Source organism: Methyloparacoccus murrellii, assembly GCF_054657115.1.
Window position 1 is genome coordinate 10561 of record NZ_BAAHXD010000023.1, and the last position, 14050, is coordinate 24610.

11 protein-coding genes and 1 pseudogene are annotated in these 14050 nt (G+C 64.8%); 5 read left to right on the plus strand and 7 right to left on the minus strand.

All coding sequences use genetic code 11. From position 1 onward, the window contains the following. Window position 1: 1 nt before the first annotated feature. Genes ACYQ1H_RS08205 through def form a run of 6 tightly spaced genes read right to left on the minus strand, consistent with a single transcriptional unit; the run spans window position 2 to window position 6827 of the window. Complete coding sequence (locus tag ACYQ1H_RS08205; RefSeq protein ID WP_460027563.1) at window positions 2-1369, minus strand: sigma-54-dependent transcriptional regulator; 1368 nt, start codon at window positions 1367-1369, stop codon at window positions 2-4. Beyond that, window positions 1366-3531: a sensor histidine kinase gene (locus ACYQ1H_RS08210; protein ID WP_460027564.1), complete on the minus strand. Its 2166-nt coding sequence runs from the start codon at window positions 3529-3531 to the stop codon at window positions 1366-1368. Before ACYQ1H_RS08210 ends, ACYQ1H_RS08205 begins: the two co-directional genes overlap by 4 nt. Beyond that, the gene (locus ACYQ1H_RS08215) at window positions 3513-4073 is read right to left on the minus strand and encodes a DUF4390 domain-containing protein (RefSeq protein ID WP_460027565.1); all 561 of its coding nucleotides are present in this window, start codon (window positions 4071-4073) and stop codon (window positions 3513-3515) included. The genes ACYQ1H_RS08210 and ACYQ1H_RS08215 overlap by 19 nt, the downstream gene beginning before the upstream one ends. Continuing rightward, on the minus strand, window positions 4064-5368 hold the full coding sequence (gene rsmB, locus ACYQ1H_RS08220) for a 16S rRNA (cytosine(967)-C(5))-methyltransferase RsmB (RefSeq protein ID WP_460027566.1): 1305 nt from the start codon (window positions 5366-5368) through the stop codon (window positions 4064-4066). The genes ACYQ1H_RS08215 and rsmB overlap by 10 nt, the downstream gene beginning before the upstream one ends. Then, window positions 5359-6291, minus strand: coding sequence for a methionyl-tRNA formyltransferase (gene fmt / locus ACYQ1H_RS08225; protein WP_460027567.1), 933 nt, complete (start codon window positions 6289-6291; stop codon window positions 5359-5361). Before fmt ends, rsmB begins: the two co-directional genes overlap by 10 nt. Further along, on the minus strand, window positions 6288-6827 hold the full coding sequence (gene def, locus ACYQ1H_RS08230) for a peptide deformylase (RefSeq protein ID WP_460027568.1): 540 nt from the start codon (window positions 6825-6827) through the stop codon (window positions 6288-6290). The genes fmt and def overlap by 4 nt, the downstream gene beginning before the upstream one ends. Before the next feature lie 150 nt (window positions 6828-6977). Here def and ACYQ1H_RS08235 point away from each other — a divergent pair, with 150 nt between their 5' ends. The 5 genes from ACYQ1H_RS08235 (at window position 6978) to ispB (ending at window position 13162) form a co-directional block, all read left to right on the plus strand. Next, on the plus strand, window positions 6978-8015 hold the full coding sequence (locus tag ACYQ1H_RS08235; RefSeq protein ID WP_460027569.1) for a LysM peptidoglycan-binding domain-containing protein: 1038 nt from the start codon (window positions 6978-6980) through the stop codon (window positions 8013-8015). Next, window positions 8015-9130 carry a DNA-processing protein DprA gene (gene dprA / locus ACYQ1H_RS08240; protein ID WP_460027570.1) on the plus strand — a complete coding sequence of 372 codons (1116 nt, stop codon included), beginning with the start codon at window positions 8015-8017 and terminating at the stop codon, window positions 9128-9130. The genes ACYQ1H_RS08235 and dprA overlap by 1 nt, the downstream gene beginning before the upstream one ends. Before the next feature lie 36 nt (window positions 9131-9166). Then, window positions 9167-9634 carry a Smg family protein gene (locus tag ACYQ1H_RS08245; RefSeq protein ID WP_460027571.1) on the plus strand — a complete coding sequence of 156 codons (468 nt, stop codon included), beginning with the start codon at window positions 9167-9169 and terminating at the stop codon, window positions 9632-9634. A gap of 64 nt (window positions 9635-9698) precedes the next feature. Further along, entirely contained in the window at window positions 9699-12026 is a 2328-nt protein-coding gene (topA, locus tag ACYQ1H_RS08250; protein WP_460027572.1) for a type I DNA topoisomerase, read from the plus strand. Window positions 12027-12163: 137 nt separating this feature from the next. Next, window positions 12164-13162 (plus strand): octaprenyl diphosphate synthase, encoded by a 999-nt coding sequence (gene ispB / locus ACYQ1H_RS08255; protein ID WP_460027573.1) that lies wholly within the window; start codon window positions 12164-12166, stop codon window positions 13160-13162. Here ispB and ACYQ1H_RS08260 read toward each other — a convergent pair. Further along, a pseudogene (locus ACYQ1H_RS08260) lies at window positions 13108-13967 on the minus strand (IS5 family transposase). The gene ispB and the pseudogene ACYQ1H_RS08260 sit on opposite strands and share 55 nt — an antisense overlap. Between the last annotated feature and the right edge of the window lie 83 nt (window positions 13968-14050).

A 14050-nucleotide genomic window follows, 5' to 3' on the forward strand; every position in this document is an offset into this window, starting at 1 on the left:
GCTAGCGCTTCTCGCGAAAGCGGATGCCGAGCGAGTTCAGCTTGCGGTAGAGATGGGTGCGTTCCAGCCCGATGGCGGCCGAGAGCCGCGCGACGCTGCCGGCGTACTTGTCGAGGTGAAATTCGAGGTAGGCCTTCTCGAAACGCTCCCGGGCCTCCTTCAACGGCAGGTTGTAGAAATCGGGTAACGGCTGTCGCCCGCCGGCGGATTCGACCACCGGTTCACCGACCGCCAGCTTGACCTCTTCCAGTTCCACCTCCTCGCCATTGCCGAGGATCAGCAGGCGCTGAACCAGATTCTTGAGTTCCCGGATGTTGCCGTGCCAGGGATAGTTGCGGAGAAAGTTCTGCGCCGCCACCGGGAACTTGCGGAACGGCAGTTTCTCGCGACTGACGAAATAGTCGACGTAGAACTTGAGCAGGTCGGGTATGTCCTCGCTGTGCTCCTTCAGCGACGGCACCTTGAGCGAGACCACGTTCAGCAGGTAGTAGAGCTCGGCCCGGAAACGGCCGCTGCGGACTTCCTCTTCCAGCGATTTGCAGGTGGAGGCGATGATGCGGACATCGACGTGCAGCAGCTCGGTCCCACCGACCCGGGAAAAGGAGTTGGATTCCAGTGCGCTCATCAGCCGCACCTGGGTTTCCGGCTCCATGTGTGCCACCTCGTCGAGAAACAGCGTGCCCCCGTGGGCCTGCTCCAGCAGCCCATGCTGGATCGTCTCGCCATCGACGCGGCCGAAGAATTCCACTGCCGAGTTGCTGCTGGCGATGGTGCCGACGCCGACATCGATGAAGGGGCCCTCGCGCCGGGAGCTGTTGGCGTGCAGGTAACGGGCCAGGGTTTCCTTGCCGGAGCCCGGCTCGCCGATCAGCAGTACCCGGGCGTCGTGCTGGGCCAGCCGCCTGATCTGCTCGCGCAGGCGCTCCATCACCAGGCTTTTGCCGATCGGCTCCACCGGTACGTCCATGCGCCGCTTGAGTCCCAGGTTTTCGCGTTTCAGTTGCGCGGTTTCCAGCGCCCGCTCGACGGTGACCAGTAGCTTGGCCATCGACAGCGGCTTCTCCAGGAAGTCGTAGGCGCCGAGGCGGGTGGCCTCGACCGCCGTTTCGACGGTCGCATGACCCGACATCATCACCACCGGGCACAGGTCGTCCTCGCGCAGCCAGTCCTTCAGCAGGCTGATGCCGTCCTCGTCGGGCATCCAGATATCCAGCAGGATCAGGTCGGGGTGGTGCTCCAGACGCAAGGTGCGGGCCGTGCCGGCGTTCTCGGCCGCGTGGATGATGTAGCCCTCGTCCTCCAGGATGTCCTGCAACAGCTGGCGGATATCCGGTTCGTCATCGACCACCAGGATGGTTTTTTGATTCATGCGCTGTGTTCACCTTTGGCCTGGAGTGGCGCCACCGGCAGTTTGATGAGGAAGCGGGCACCGTCCGAATAAGTCATGTCCAGGCGGATCTGGCCGCCCAGCTCCTCGATGATCCGCTTGACGATGGCCAGTCCGAGACCGGTTCCCTTGGTTTTCGTCGTCACGTAAGGCTCGAAGATACGCTCCGCCCGGTCGACCGGGATGCCGGGACCGTTGTCGCTGACCGAAATTTCGACGTGGGCATCGACGGCGCGAGTCGCAATTCTCATTTTACCTGATTGTCCCTGGGGCATTGCTTCCTGAGCATTCTTGATCAGGTTGTGCATGACCTGCCGCAGCTTTACGGGATCGGCCTGGACAACGGGCAGGTCCCCGGCCAGCGTCAGTTCGAAGCCGATGCCGGAAGCCGAGGGATACAGCCCGGTGACCTCCTCGATCAGGGTGTTCAGCGCCACCGGGCGCAACTGGGCATGGCCGGGCTTGGCGTACTCGGCGAAGGCGTTGACCATGCTCTTCATGGCTTCCACCTGCTGGACAATGGTTTTCGTCGATTTTTCCAGCACTTCGAGCTCGCCATCGCGCAGGGTCTTGGCCAGCTTGTGCCGCAGCCGTTCGGCCGAGAGCTGGATCGGCGTCAGCGGATTCTTGATCTCGTGCGCCAGGCGCCGCGCCACCTCGCTCCAGGCGTTGCTGCGCTGCGCTTGGATCAGGGTGGTGACATCATCGATGACCAGAACCGTGCCGACGGTTTCACCGGCCGGGCCGAGCAGGGGCGTGCCCCGACACAGCAGTTCCTGGTGACCATCGGGGCCGATCAGGCTGATCTCCTCGCGCCAGCCCCGCTCGCCGCCAGCGTTCAGGTGCGGCGCCAGCTTTTCCATCAGCGGCAGAAGATGCGGGTGGGCGCCGCCGAGCACCTCCAGCGGCCAGCCGAGATACTGGTGGAATTCCGCGTGCAGCACGCTGTTGGCCGCCTGGTTGGCGGTCTGCAGATGTTGCCGGGCGTCCAGCCCGATGACCGCCGACGACAGGTTGGCCAGCACCGTCTCCAGATAGGCGTGCTGCCGCTCGACTTCGCGCTGGGAACGCTGGGCCTCGTCCCGGGCCTGGGCGATCTTGTCGGTCATGGCATTGAAGGATTCGACCAGAAAGCCCAGTTCGTCCCGGTGCCGGACCGGCAGGCGCATTTCGTAGTCGCCCTCCGCCAGCGCGCGGGTGCCGACGGCCAGCAGGCGGACCGGCTCGATGATCCGGCGGATGCTGAGAAAGGCCGCCCAGATGGCCGCCAGCAGGCTGAGCAGCAGCACCAGCGACAAGGTCAGGCCGAAGGTCAGCTTCAGCGAGTTGCGCAGGAAGGTCAGTTCCTTGTAATGGAGATACGCCGATTCGACCGTGTCGGTGAGCGCCGCCAGGCGCAGCGGTACCGGATAGATGGCCTGCAGGAAAATGGCGTCCTCACCAATCAGCGAGACCACGGCACGTATCTGCATGCCCTCCGGCTGTGCCGGTTCCAGGCCGACATAGGGCTTGCCCTGCCGGACCTGGACCATGATGCCGATCTCCGGCAGGTCGGGCAGGATACTGTCGGTCTGCGCGCCGCTGACCGCGATCACCTGGCCCTGGCGGGTAAAGAGCGTCAGTTCGGCATCCTCGCTTTCGTTGAGTTCGCTCAGCCGCACCGACAGCAGCGAGATGGGCGAGGTGGCAAGCTGCTCGGCGGTCCGCTCGGTCTGGGTGAGCAGGCTGCGCATGCGCTCGTCCAGGGCGTTGCGGCCGAGTTGCAGGGCATCTTCCATGGCATGGTCGATACGCACGTCGAACCAGCTGTCTATGCTGCGGTCGAGGAACTGCATCGAGTAGTAGAAGACGATCGACACCGGTGCCAGGGTCAGCATGCTGAACAGGAATATCATCCGCGACGTCAGGTGCGAGCCGGCCTCGCGCTTGCGCAGCTGGCGCACCAGCCAGACGGCGTTGACGACCACCAGTCCCAGCAGCAGCAGCGAGGCCAGCGCGTTGATCAGCACCAGTCCCGAGTACAGTTCGCTCAGGCGGGAAGCGTCCTGCGTCGCCGAGCTCATCAGGTGCAGGGACGCCACGATCGCCACGAACAGGGCGATGATGGAGACGGTCAGGGGCGGTTTCAGGGTTCCAGCGGCCATTCGAACGGGGGGCTGTCGAGCTGCCAGTTCGGTGCCAGATAGGCAACCACCCGCAACGGCAGCGGCAGTGATTCCACATCCAGCCGCAGTTGCAGGCAGGCACGGTAGCGCTGCCGGGGCTCCAGCCGGTAGTCGGCGCCGATCTGCCAGCCGCGGAGCCGGCTGAGCGTTTCCAGCATGGCGGCGAGGCCGGCGAAGTTCTGTACCGCGCCGCTGACCTGGTCGGCAATCTGGTAAGACTTGGCCAGGGGGTGATAGCGCAGCTCGATGCGCCGTTCCTCCTCGGCAATGGTTTCGGCGAACCAGAACGGACGCTCCCGACGGATGGCGAACTGTACCAGCAGCGTCAGCGGCACGCCGTTTTCCAGTGCCTCCAGCATGGCGGGCTTGAATCGGTAACTCACGTCCGCGCTGATGCTGCTGGTGTCGTTGCGCCGGCTTAGGCTGGCGCTCTGGATGAAGATGCCGTAGGGCTCCTCTGCCATGGCCACCGGCAGCGCCAGCATCGCGGCCAGAGCCAGCAGCAGGACTTTCAGCGGCATGGGGTGTCCGGTGTCTTGCTCAGCCGGGCATAGTAGAAGCCGTCCATGCCCTCGCTCGCCGTCAATATCTGCCGCCCGTGGTGGACCGCCACGCCCCAGTCGGCCGTGATCGGCTGTTCCCGCGCCGCGGGATGGTCCCGAAGGAAGCGGGCGATGGTCTGTTCGTTTTCCTGTCGCAGGACCGAACAGGTGGCATAGACAAGTTCCCCGTCCGCCGCCAGCATCTGCCAGGCCGCTGCGAGGATGCGCTGCTGCTGGCGGGCGAGTTCGTCGATGTCGGCTGCCTGGCGGAGAATCTTGATGTCGGGATGGCGGCGGATGACGCCGGTGGCCGAGCAGGGGGCGTCGACCAGGATGCGGTCGAATGGCCGTCCGTCCCACCATGCCTCGGGCCGGGCGGCATCGGCGGCGATCAGTCGGGCGTCGAGTCCGCAGCGGTGCAGATTGTCCCGGATCCGCTGCAGACGCTCGGGCGCGATATCCACGGCCACCAGCTCCGCGAGGTCGGGGCAGGTTTCCAGCATGTGAACGGTCTTGCCGCCGGGAGCGGCGCAGACATCCAGCACGCGCTGGCCGGCGCGCAGGTTCATCAGGCCGGCCGCAAGCTGCGCGGCACCATCCTGCACCGATACCAGGCCCTGGTCGAAGCCGGGGATGGCGTCGACCGGCAATGGCTGCTCCAGCGTCAGCGCCGAGCTGCAGTAACCGGCCGCGCGAGCCGGAATGCCTTGCCGGGTCAGTTGTTCCAGGTAGTCGTCCCGCGCAATCCGCAGGCGATTGACGCGCAGGGTCAAGGGCGCCGGTTCGTTGTTGTGCTGCAACAGGTCGGCGCAGGTCTCGGGCCAGTCCCGTTGCAGCCACTCGACCAGCCAGGCCGGGTGGGCCGTGGCCGCGGCAAGGTCTGTCGCGGCCAGTTCCTCGAGCCTGGCCTGTTCGCGCTGGTAACTGCGCAGGATGCCGTTCAGCAGGGGCCTGGCCCAGGGACTCGCCGCCGCCACCGTCTCGCCGACGGCCGCATGCGGCTTGACGCGCATGTCCCGCAGCTGGAACAGGCCCAGCAGAGCCAGGGTACGCACCCGGGCATCCTTGATCGGCTTGCGGGTCAGCAGTGCCAGGATCTTCGTCAGCCGGAAATAGCCGCGCAGCACGCCATAACCGAGCGCCTGCACAAAGGCGCGATCATTGGCGTTCGGTATCAGGGCGAGGGTCGATTCCAGGCGTGCCGTGAGGGATTGGCCGCCCTCGATGACATCGACGAGGAGATCGGCGGCGAGTCCCCGGGTGTTCAAGGACATGGGCCCAGTCGCAGATCGGAGCGGGGGTTTGCATTGAGGAAGTCCCGGGCGCTGATGCGTTTGCCGCCCGGCAGCTGGATTTCCAGCAGTTGCAGGGTACCCTGGCCGGTGGCGACTTCGAGTCGGTCGGCCACGATCGCCAGCATGCCGGGCGCTCCCCGGGACGCCTGATCGATGGCCCGGGCGCGCCAGATGCGCAGCGTCTGGCCGTCGTAGCGGGTTTCGGCCACGGGCCAGGGGTTGAAGGCACGGATCTGCCGCGCCAGTTCCTGCGCGGGGCGGGACCAGTCGAGGCAGGCCTCTTCCTTGCTGATCTTGGCGGCATAGGTCACCTGCGTCTCGTCCTGGAGCACCGCCGCAGCGGCACCCGACGCGATGAGCGGCAGGGCTTCCATCAGCGCCTCGGCGCCCAGCAGGGCCAGGCGGTCATGCAGTTCCCCGGCGGTTTCGTCCGTGCCGATGGGCGTAGCCTTCCTGAGCAGCATGGGGCCCGCGTCCAGGCGCGGCTCGATGGTCATGATGGTTACGCCGGTCTCCGGATCGCCGGCCTCGACGGCGCGCTGGATGGGCGCCGCGCCGCGCCAGCGCGGCAACAGCGAGGCATGGATGTTGACGCAGCCGAGGTGGGGCAGGTCGATGACGGCCTTGGGCAGCAGCAGGCCATAGGCCACCACGACCATGAGGTCCGGCGCCAGGCGGGCCAGCTCGTCCTGGGCCGCCGGATCCTTCAGCGTTTCCGGCTGGAACACCGCCAGGTTGGCGGCCTGCGCGACCGCTTTGACGGGGCTGGGGGTCAGCCTGCGACCACGCCCTGCCGGACGGTCCGGCTGGGTGTAGACGCCGCACAGGGTATGCCCGGAGGCGATGAGGGCCTTGAGGGGAGGGGCCGCGAATTCCGGGGTGCCGGCAAACAGTATCCTCACGCCACACCACGCAAGCGTGGCGACTCGTGCCCGGCCTCGCGCTGTCGCTGCTCCTTCTTGACCTTCTTGCGCGCCAGCTGGCGCTTGAGGGGCGAGAGGTAGTCGACGAACAGTTTGCCGTCGAGGTGATCCATTTCATGCTGGATGCAGACGGCCAGCAGACCATCGGCCTCCAGCTCGAAGGGCTGGCCATCCCGGTCCAGGGCCTTGACCCGTATTTTCTCGGCCCGCTTGACCTTTTCGAAGACACCGGGCACCGAAAGGCAACCCTCGTCGGATTCCTCCTCGCCCGTCTTCATGATCAGTTCCGGGTTGATGAAGGCTTGCGGGCTGTTCTTTTCCTCGGAGATGTCCAGCACCAGGATGCGCTGCTGCACGTTGACCTGGGTGGCGGCGAGGCCGATGCCGGGCGCGGCGTACATGGTCTCGAACATGTCGTCGATCAGCCGTCGGGTGCCGGCATCGACGATTTCGACGGGTTCGGCCTTTTTCCGCAGACGCTCGTCCGGAAACTCGAGTATGGTTAGGATAGCCATGGCATGGGATCTGTTCAGGTATCTGAATTTAGCGAGGGATTCTAACGAATCCCCCACTTCTTTGTATCGATCGGGTTGAGAGACCGCTGTCATCGGCAAGTTCCGGTCGGGCCAGCAGCACGGGAGGTAGGACAGTTGCGGAGGAGAACGGTGCAATCGTGCCTTGAGGGCTTTGCCTGCCGTTTTGGCTTGGCCGCCTGGCTGCTGGCCGTGTCCAGCGCTGGCGCGGTCGAATGGAATCCCGAACGCCCGGAGGCCTACCGCGTGGTCGAGGGCGATACCCTGTGGAGCATCGCCGGGCGCTTCCTGCAGCGGCCCTGGGACTGGCCGCAGGTCTGGCGGGGCAATCCCGGCATCGAGCGTCCGGACCGCATCTATCCGGGCGACCTGATTGTCGTCGAGGGCCGTGGCGGAGCGCCCCATCTGCACCTGCAGGGGGTGGCCAGCGAACGTCTCAGTCCGCATGTCCGTGTCACGCCGCTGGCGAATCCGGTGCCGGTGATACCGCTCGATGCCATTCGCCCATTCCTGAGCCGGCCGCAGGTCATCGAGGCGGAGGCCCTGGACAGCCTGCCCTATGTCGTCGATCTGGCCGAGGAGCATGTGATCGGCGGGCCCGGTGACCGCTTCTATGTGCGCGCCATTCCCCAGCCCCGGCCGGTCGACTACACCGTGTTGCGGCCGGGGGAGGCCTATCGCGAGGGTACGACGGGGGCCATTCTGGGGCATGAGGCGATCTACGTGGCCGATGCCGTCCTGGAGCAGGCCGGCGATCCTGCAACCTTGATGGTCAAGCGGGCGCAACGGGAGGCGCGCATCGGCGACCGGCTCCTGCCGACCCAGCCGCTCGAGATCGGTACCGGCTTCCACCCGCATGCGGCCCGCGCCGGGCTCCGGGGCCATATCATCAGCGTGCTGGACGGAGTCAGCCAGATCGGCCAGTTCTCGGTGGTGGCTATCGACCGGGGCCAGGCGGACCGGGTGCAGGTCGGCGATGTGTTCGAAATCTGGCAGAAGGGCGAAGCGCTGCGGGACACGATCAGGCCGCAGTTCGGCGAGAAACTGGTGGGCCCCGAGCAAAAGGCCGGCGTCCTCATGGCCTTCCTGATCTACCGCCGGGTCAGTTTTGCCCTGGTCATGCAGGCCGAGCGTTTCCTGCACGTGATGGACAGCATCCGGGCGCCCTGATGGTGGCCGTCACCGATGTCGATGCCGACGCGCTGCGTTTCTGGCTGGCCCTGCACCGGGCGCCGCTCATCGGTAACCGACGCTTTCACCGCCTGCTGGCGCATTTCGGCACACCCCGGGCGGTCTTCGCGGCGGGGCGGCCGGTCTGGGAAGCGCTGAACCTTCCCGCCCGTTCCATCGATTATCTGGCGAAGCCTGACTGGGCGCGGGTCGATGCCGACCTGGCCTGGCTGGCGGCCGGGGCCGATCGGCGGCTGCTCACCCTGGCGCATCCCGAGTATCCCACCCGGCTGCGGGAAGTCGATGATCCCCCGGCGCTCCTGTTCGTGACCGGGCAGGCGGCGGCGCTGGCCGGGCCATTGGTGGCCGTCGTCGGCAGCCGCAGTCCCACGCCTGCCGGCCTCAAGGCGGCCCGCGAGCTTTCCCAGGCGCTGGCGGCGGCGGGGATCGGCGTGGTCAGTGGCCTTGCCGTCGGTATCGATGCGGCGGCCCATCAGGGCGCCCTGGCCGGCGGTGGCGTCACGCTGGCCGTTGCCGGCACCGGCCCCGATCAGGTCTACCCGCGCTACCACGCAAAGCTGGCCGCCGAGATCGTGGTCGGCGGCGGTGCCCTCGTCAGTGAATATCCGCCGGGAACGGGACCCCTCGCGGCCAATTTTCCGCGCCGCAACCGGATCATCAGCGGCTTGTCCCACGGCACGCTGGTGGTGGAGGCGGCGCTGCGTTCCGGTTCCCTGATCACTGCCCGGCTGGCGCTGGAGCAGGGGCGGGACGTGTTCGCCGTGCCGGGCTCGATTTACAGCCCCCAGGCGTGCGGCTGCAACGCCTTGATCCAGCAAGGCGCCAAGCTGGTGCAAACGGTGGCGGACATCTTGGAGGAGTTGCCGGCCGGGATATGCCTGCGGCCGGATCCCGGCTCCGCTGGCGAGTCTGGCGCCATGGCTGGCGAGCCATCCGGCATCCTGAAATATATTGCTTATGAACCGGTGACTGTGGATACTCTTGTCGCCGCCACGGGTCTGTCCGCCGACCGTATCAGCACGGAATTGCTGGAGCTGGAGCTACAAGGAGCGGTGAATGCCCTGCCCGGTGGAGCCTATATCCGGGCCGAATGACCGGGACTGGCGCCCTCTGAACAGCATGAGCCCTCAATGAAAGAAAACGTTTTCGACGTTCTGATCTACCTCTTCGAAAAATTCCTCGACGACGATATCGATATGCAGCCGGATGCCGAGGGCGTCCGCAGCGACCTGCTTGAAGCGGGCTTTCCCCAGGGTGAAGTCACCAAGGCTCTGGACTGGCTGGATACCCTGACGCACCGGCACGAGGCGCCGGTGGTTTCCTCTCCCTCCTTTCGCGTGTTCTCGTCAGCCGAGATGGCGCGGCTGGATGCCGAGGGGCGCGGTCTGATCATGTTTCTCGAGCAGTGCGGCATCCTCACGCCGGCCAGCCGGGAACTGGTCATCGACCGGGTGATGGCCATCGACGAGGAGCGGCTCACGCTCGAGAACCTGAAGTGGATGATCCTCATGGTGCTGTTCAGTCAGCCGGACGAAGAGCTGGCCTTCGCCCGCATGGAGCATCTGGTATACGGCAACCTGCCGGCCTATCTGCACTGAACCGGCCTGCCGGCGCGGCTTGCAGCCCTTCGTTTCCCTGATTCCCACGCATTGACCGTCACCGATGAGTCGCAATCTCGTCATAGTCGAATCGCCCGCCAAGGCTAAGACCATCGAAAAGTATCTCGGCAAGGACTACCAGGTCTTCGCCTCGTATGGGCATGTCCGTGACCTGGTGCCCAAGGAGGGCGCGGTCGATCCAGACAATGATTTTGCCATGCGCTACGAGCTCATCGAGCGCAACGAAAAACACGTCCAGACCATCGCCAAGGCGGCCAAGCAGGCTGATGCCCTGTTTCTGGCCACCGACCCGGATCGCGAGGGGGAGGCCATTTCCTGGCACATCCACGAGATTCTCAAGGAGCGCAAGCTGCTGGGCGACAAGCCCGTGCACCGTGTCGTCTTTCACGAGATCACCAAGCGGGCGGTGACCGAGGCCATCGAGCACCCGCAGCAGCTTTCCGGTGATCTGATCAATGCCCAGCAGGCCCGGCGCGCGCTGGATTACCTGGTCGGCTTCAAGCTCTCGCCGCTGCTGTGGAAAAAGATCCGGCGCGGTCTGTCGGCCGGGCGCGTGCAAAGCCCGGCCTTGCGCATGATCGTCGAGCGCGAGCAGGAGATCGAGCAATTCGTCAGCCGGGAGTACTGGACCCTGGTGGCGGACGCCGCCAGCGAGGGGCAGCCTTTTGCCGCCAGGCTGACGCATCTTCGCGGTGAAAAGCTCGAACAGTTCAGCCTCACCCAGGAGACGCAGGCCTTCGGTGCCCGTGATGGGTTGCTGGCTGCCGCCCGGGGCAGGCTGACCGTCAGCAAGGTCGAGGAAAAGGAGCGCAAGCGCAATCCTGCCGCGCCATTCACCACCTCGACCCTGCAACAGGAAGCCTCGCGGAAACTCGGCTTCACCACCCGCCGCACCATGACGGTGGCACAGCAGCTGTACGAAGGTATCGACCTGGGTGGCGAGTCGGTTGGCCTGATCACCTACATGCGTACCGATTCGGTCACCTTGGCCAATGATGCCGTCCAGGAGTTGCGCAAGCTGATCGCCCAGCGTTTTGGTGCCGACAACGTGCCGGCGACACCGCCACAGTACAAGACCAAGAGCAAGAATGCCCAGGAGGCGCACGAGGCCATTCGTCCAACCTCGGCCTTCCGCGTGCCGGAACAGGTCAAGTCCTTCCTGAGCCCGGACCAGTTCAAGCTCTATTCGTTGATCTGGAAGCGGGCCGTGGCTTCGCAGATGATCCATGCGACCATCAGCACTGTCGCCGTGGACCTGGCCTGTGGCCAGGCAGGCGAGGGTGTTTTTCGCGCCAACGGTTCGACCGTGCTGGCGCCGGGCTTCATGACCGTCTATCTGGAGGGGCGTGACGACGCGGCGCCCGCGGAGGAAGAAGAGGGGTTCCTGCCCAAGCTGAAACAGGGGCAGGTGGTGGATCTGGTCGATATCGCCGCCCTCCAGCATTTCACCGAGCCACCTCCCCGCTATACCGAGGCCAGTCTGGTCAAGGCCCTGGAGGAATACGGTATCGGTCGGCCCTCCACCTATGCCTCGATCATTTCCACGCTGCAGCAGCGCAAGTATGTGGAACTGGAAAACAAGCGCTTCCATCCCACCGATGTCGGTCGTATCGTCAACAAGTTCCTGACGGAGCACTTCACCCGCTACGTGGACTACAACTTCACGGCGCACCTGGAGGACGATCTGGACGCCGTGTCGCGGGGTGAAAAGAACTGGATCCCGCTGATGCGGGAATTCTGGGGGCCGTTCAGCAGCCTCATCGAGGACAAGGATGAGAGCCTCAAGCGTGCCGATGTCACCCACGAGGAGATGGACGAGGCCTGCCCGGAATGTGGCAGCAAGCTGTCGATCCGGCTGGGCCGGAACGGCCGCTTCATCGGCTGCACCAACTATCCGACCTGCAAATACACCCGCAATCTGAAGGATGATGGTCCCCAGGCCGCGCCGGAAATCGTCGAGGGGCGGACCTGTCCCAAGTGCGATTCGCCACTGGTCATCAAGAGCGGCCGTTACGGCAAGTTCATCGGTTGCAGCGGCTACCCGGCCTGCAAGCATATCGAGCCGCTGGAGAAGCCTGAGGACACCGGGGTCGGCTGCCCGGAATGCGGGAAAGGCAGCCTGATCAAGCGCAAGTCCCGGTTCGGCAAGCTGTTCTACTCCTGTTCGACCTATCCCGACTGTTCCTATGCTGTCTGGAATCCGCCGCTTGCCGAGTCCTGCCCGAATTGCGCTTGGCCGGTGCTGACCCTGAAGGTTACCAAGCGCAGGGGCGCCGAAAAGGTTTGTCCACGCAAGGAGTGCGGTTATGCCACCCCCTTCGAGGGACCCTTGCCGGCCGACCATCCGGATGGGCCGGCGGCTTCTGCCTGATCGCCAGGCAGGCGCGATGACCGGCTCGCTCACGTGTCGTCGCCTTGACAGGCCAGTGCCCCACCCCTAGCATTCCCCGATTTTTTCAACGGCATCCCCACTCGCGATGGAGCGGGCGCCGCCTTCCGATGCGTCCCATGACTGCCACCGAAACCACAGCTCCGCGGCCCGACTTTGCCAGCATCCGACGCCTCGTCGAAGAACCCATGCAGGCGGTTGACCGGCTGATCCTTGACGAGCTGCGGTCCGAGGTCGTGCTCATCAACCAGATCGGTCATTACATCGTCAACAGCGGTGGCAAGCGCCTCCGCCCCATGCTGTTGCTGCTGGCGGCCGAGGCGATAGCCTGTACCCAGCCGCACAAGGTGACGCTGGCGGCGGTGATCGAGTTCATTCACACCGCCACCCTGCTCCATGACGATGTGGTTGACGAGTCCACCCTGCGGCGCGGGCAGGAAACGGCGAATGCCCTGTGGGGAAATTCCGCCAGTGTTCTGGTCGGCGATTATCTGTATTCCCGCTCCTTCGAGCTGATGGTCAGCGTGCGGAGTCTCAGGGTCATGGAGATACTGTCCCGCACCACCACCGCGATCGCCGAAGGCGAGGTGCTGCAGCTGCTCAATTGCAATAATCCCGCGACCACCGAAGAGGATTACCTCAAGGTGATTTCCCGCAAGACGGCCATCCTGTTCAGCACGGCGGTACAGCTGGCGGCGGTGCTGGCCGAGGCGCCTGCCGCCATCGAGCAGGGCCTGAAGGATTATGGCCTGCATCTCGGCATAGCCTTTCAGCTCATCGACGACGCGCTCGATTACCGCGCCAAACCCGAGGAACTCGGCAAGAACCTGGGCGATGATCTGGCGGATGGCAAGCCGACCTTGCCGCTTATTTATGCCATGGCCCATGCCGATGCCGCGCAGGCCGAGATCCTGCGTCATGCCATCGAGCAGGGTGACCGCGACGCCTTCCGCGATGTCTTTGCGGTGGTCCAGGCCACGGATGCCATTGCCTATACCTCGCGGCGCGCCGTGGAAGAGGCCGACAAGGCCGTGGCTGCCCTGACGGTATTGCCCGACTCGGTCTATCGCCAGGCCCTGATCGATCTGGCCCGGTTCTCGGTCGAGCGCAATTTCTGAGAGCCTGTTCGCGATCTTCTGATGAGCAGGACGAGAAACGCCAAGTGGAAGAACTGCAAACTGGTGTTGAGCTTGCGTTCGCAGTTCTTCCACAATCGGCGACACTTCTCCAGCCAGCCAAAGCTACGCTCTACCACCCAGCGCTGGGGCAACACAGCAAACGTGTGCAATTCATCGCGTTTAACCACTTGCACGGTGGCGCCGAGCTTCTCCTTAACTGCCTCGGCAAACGGCCGTCCCGTATAGCCGCCATCGACCAGCACGCTCTCGACCCGTGTCAGGTTGGCCGCACACCGGTCCATCGCCTGCCTGCAGGGCGCCCTGGCGATCGGTCACCTCCGCCGTCGTCACCGCGATGGCATGCGGTAACCCTTGGGTATCCACCGCAATATGGCGCTTGATGCCCGAAACCTTTTTGCCCGCGTCGTAGCCTTTCTGATCGGCGCTGTCGGTGTTCTTCACGCTCTGCGCATCAACAATCAGAAAACTCGTCCGGGCTCGGCGCCCCTGGCCGGTACGGGCCGCGCCAACCTGATTTTTTTAATGCTCGCTCCAGCACGCTGATGCCGTCCGGGCCCGGTTCGCTCCACTTCGCAAAGTACGAATGCACCGCCCACCATTTCGGAAACTCCCCGGGCAGCATCCGCCACTGGCAGCCGCGCCTGAGCAGGTACAGCACCGCGCAAAACACTTCGTACAAATCCACCACACGGGGCTTGGTCTGCTTGCGTACACCCTCCAGCAAACTCCTGATCTGTTCGAACTGCTCTCGGCTGATGTCACTTGGGTAGCTCTTCTTCCGCATAGCCCCCATTTCCAATTAGATGGAAGATCGTGAACAGGCTCTGAGCGCCTGTTTGGCATTGGCGGGCGTGATCTTTTGCGTAT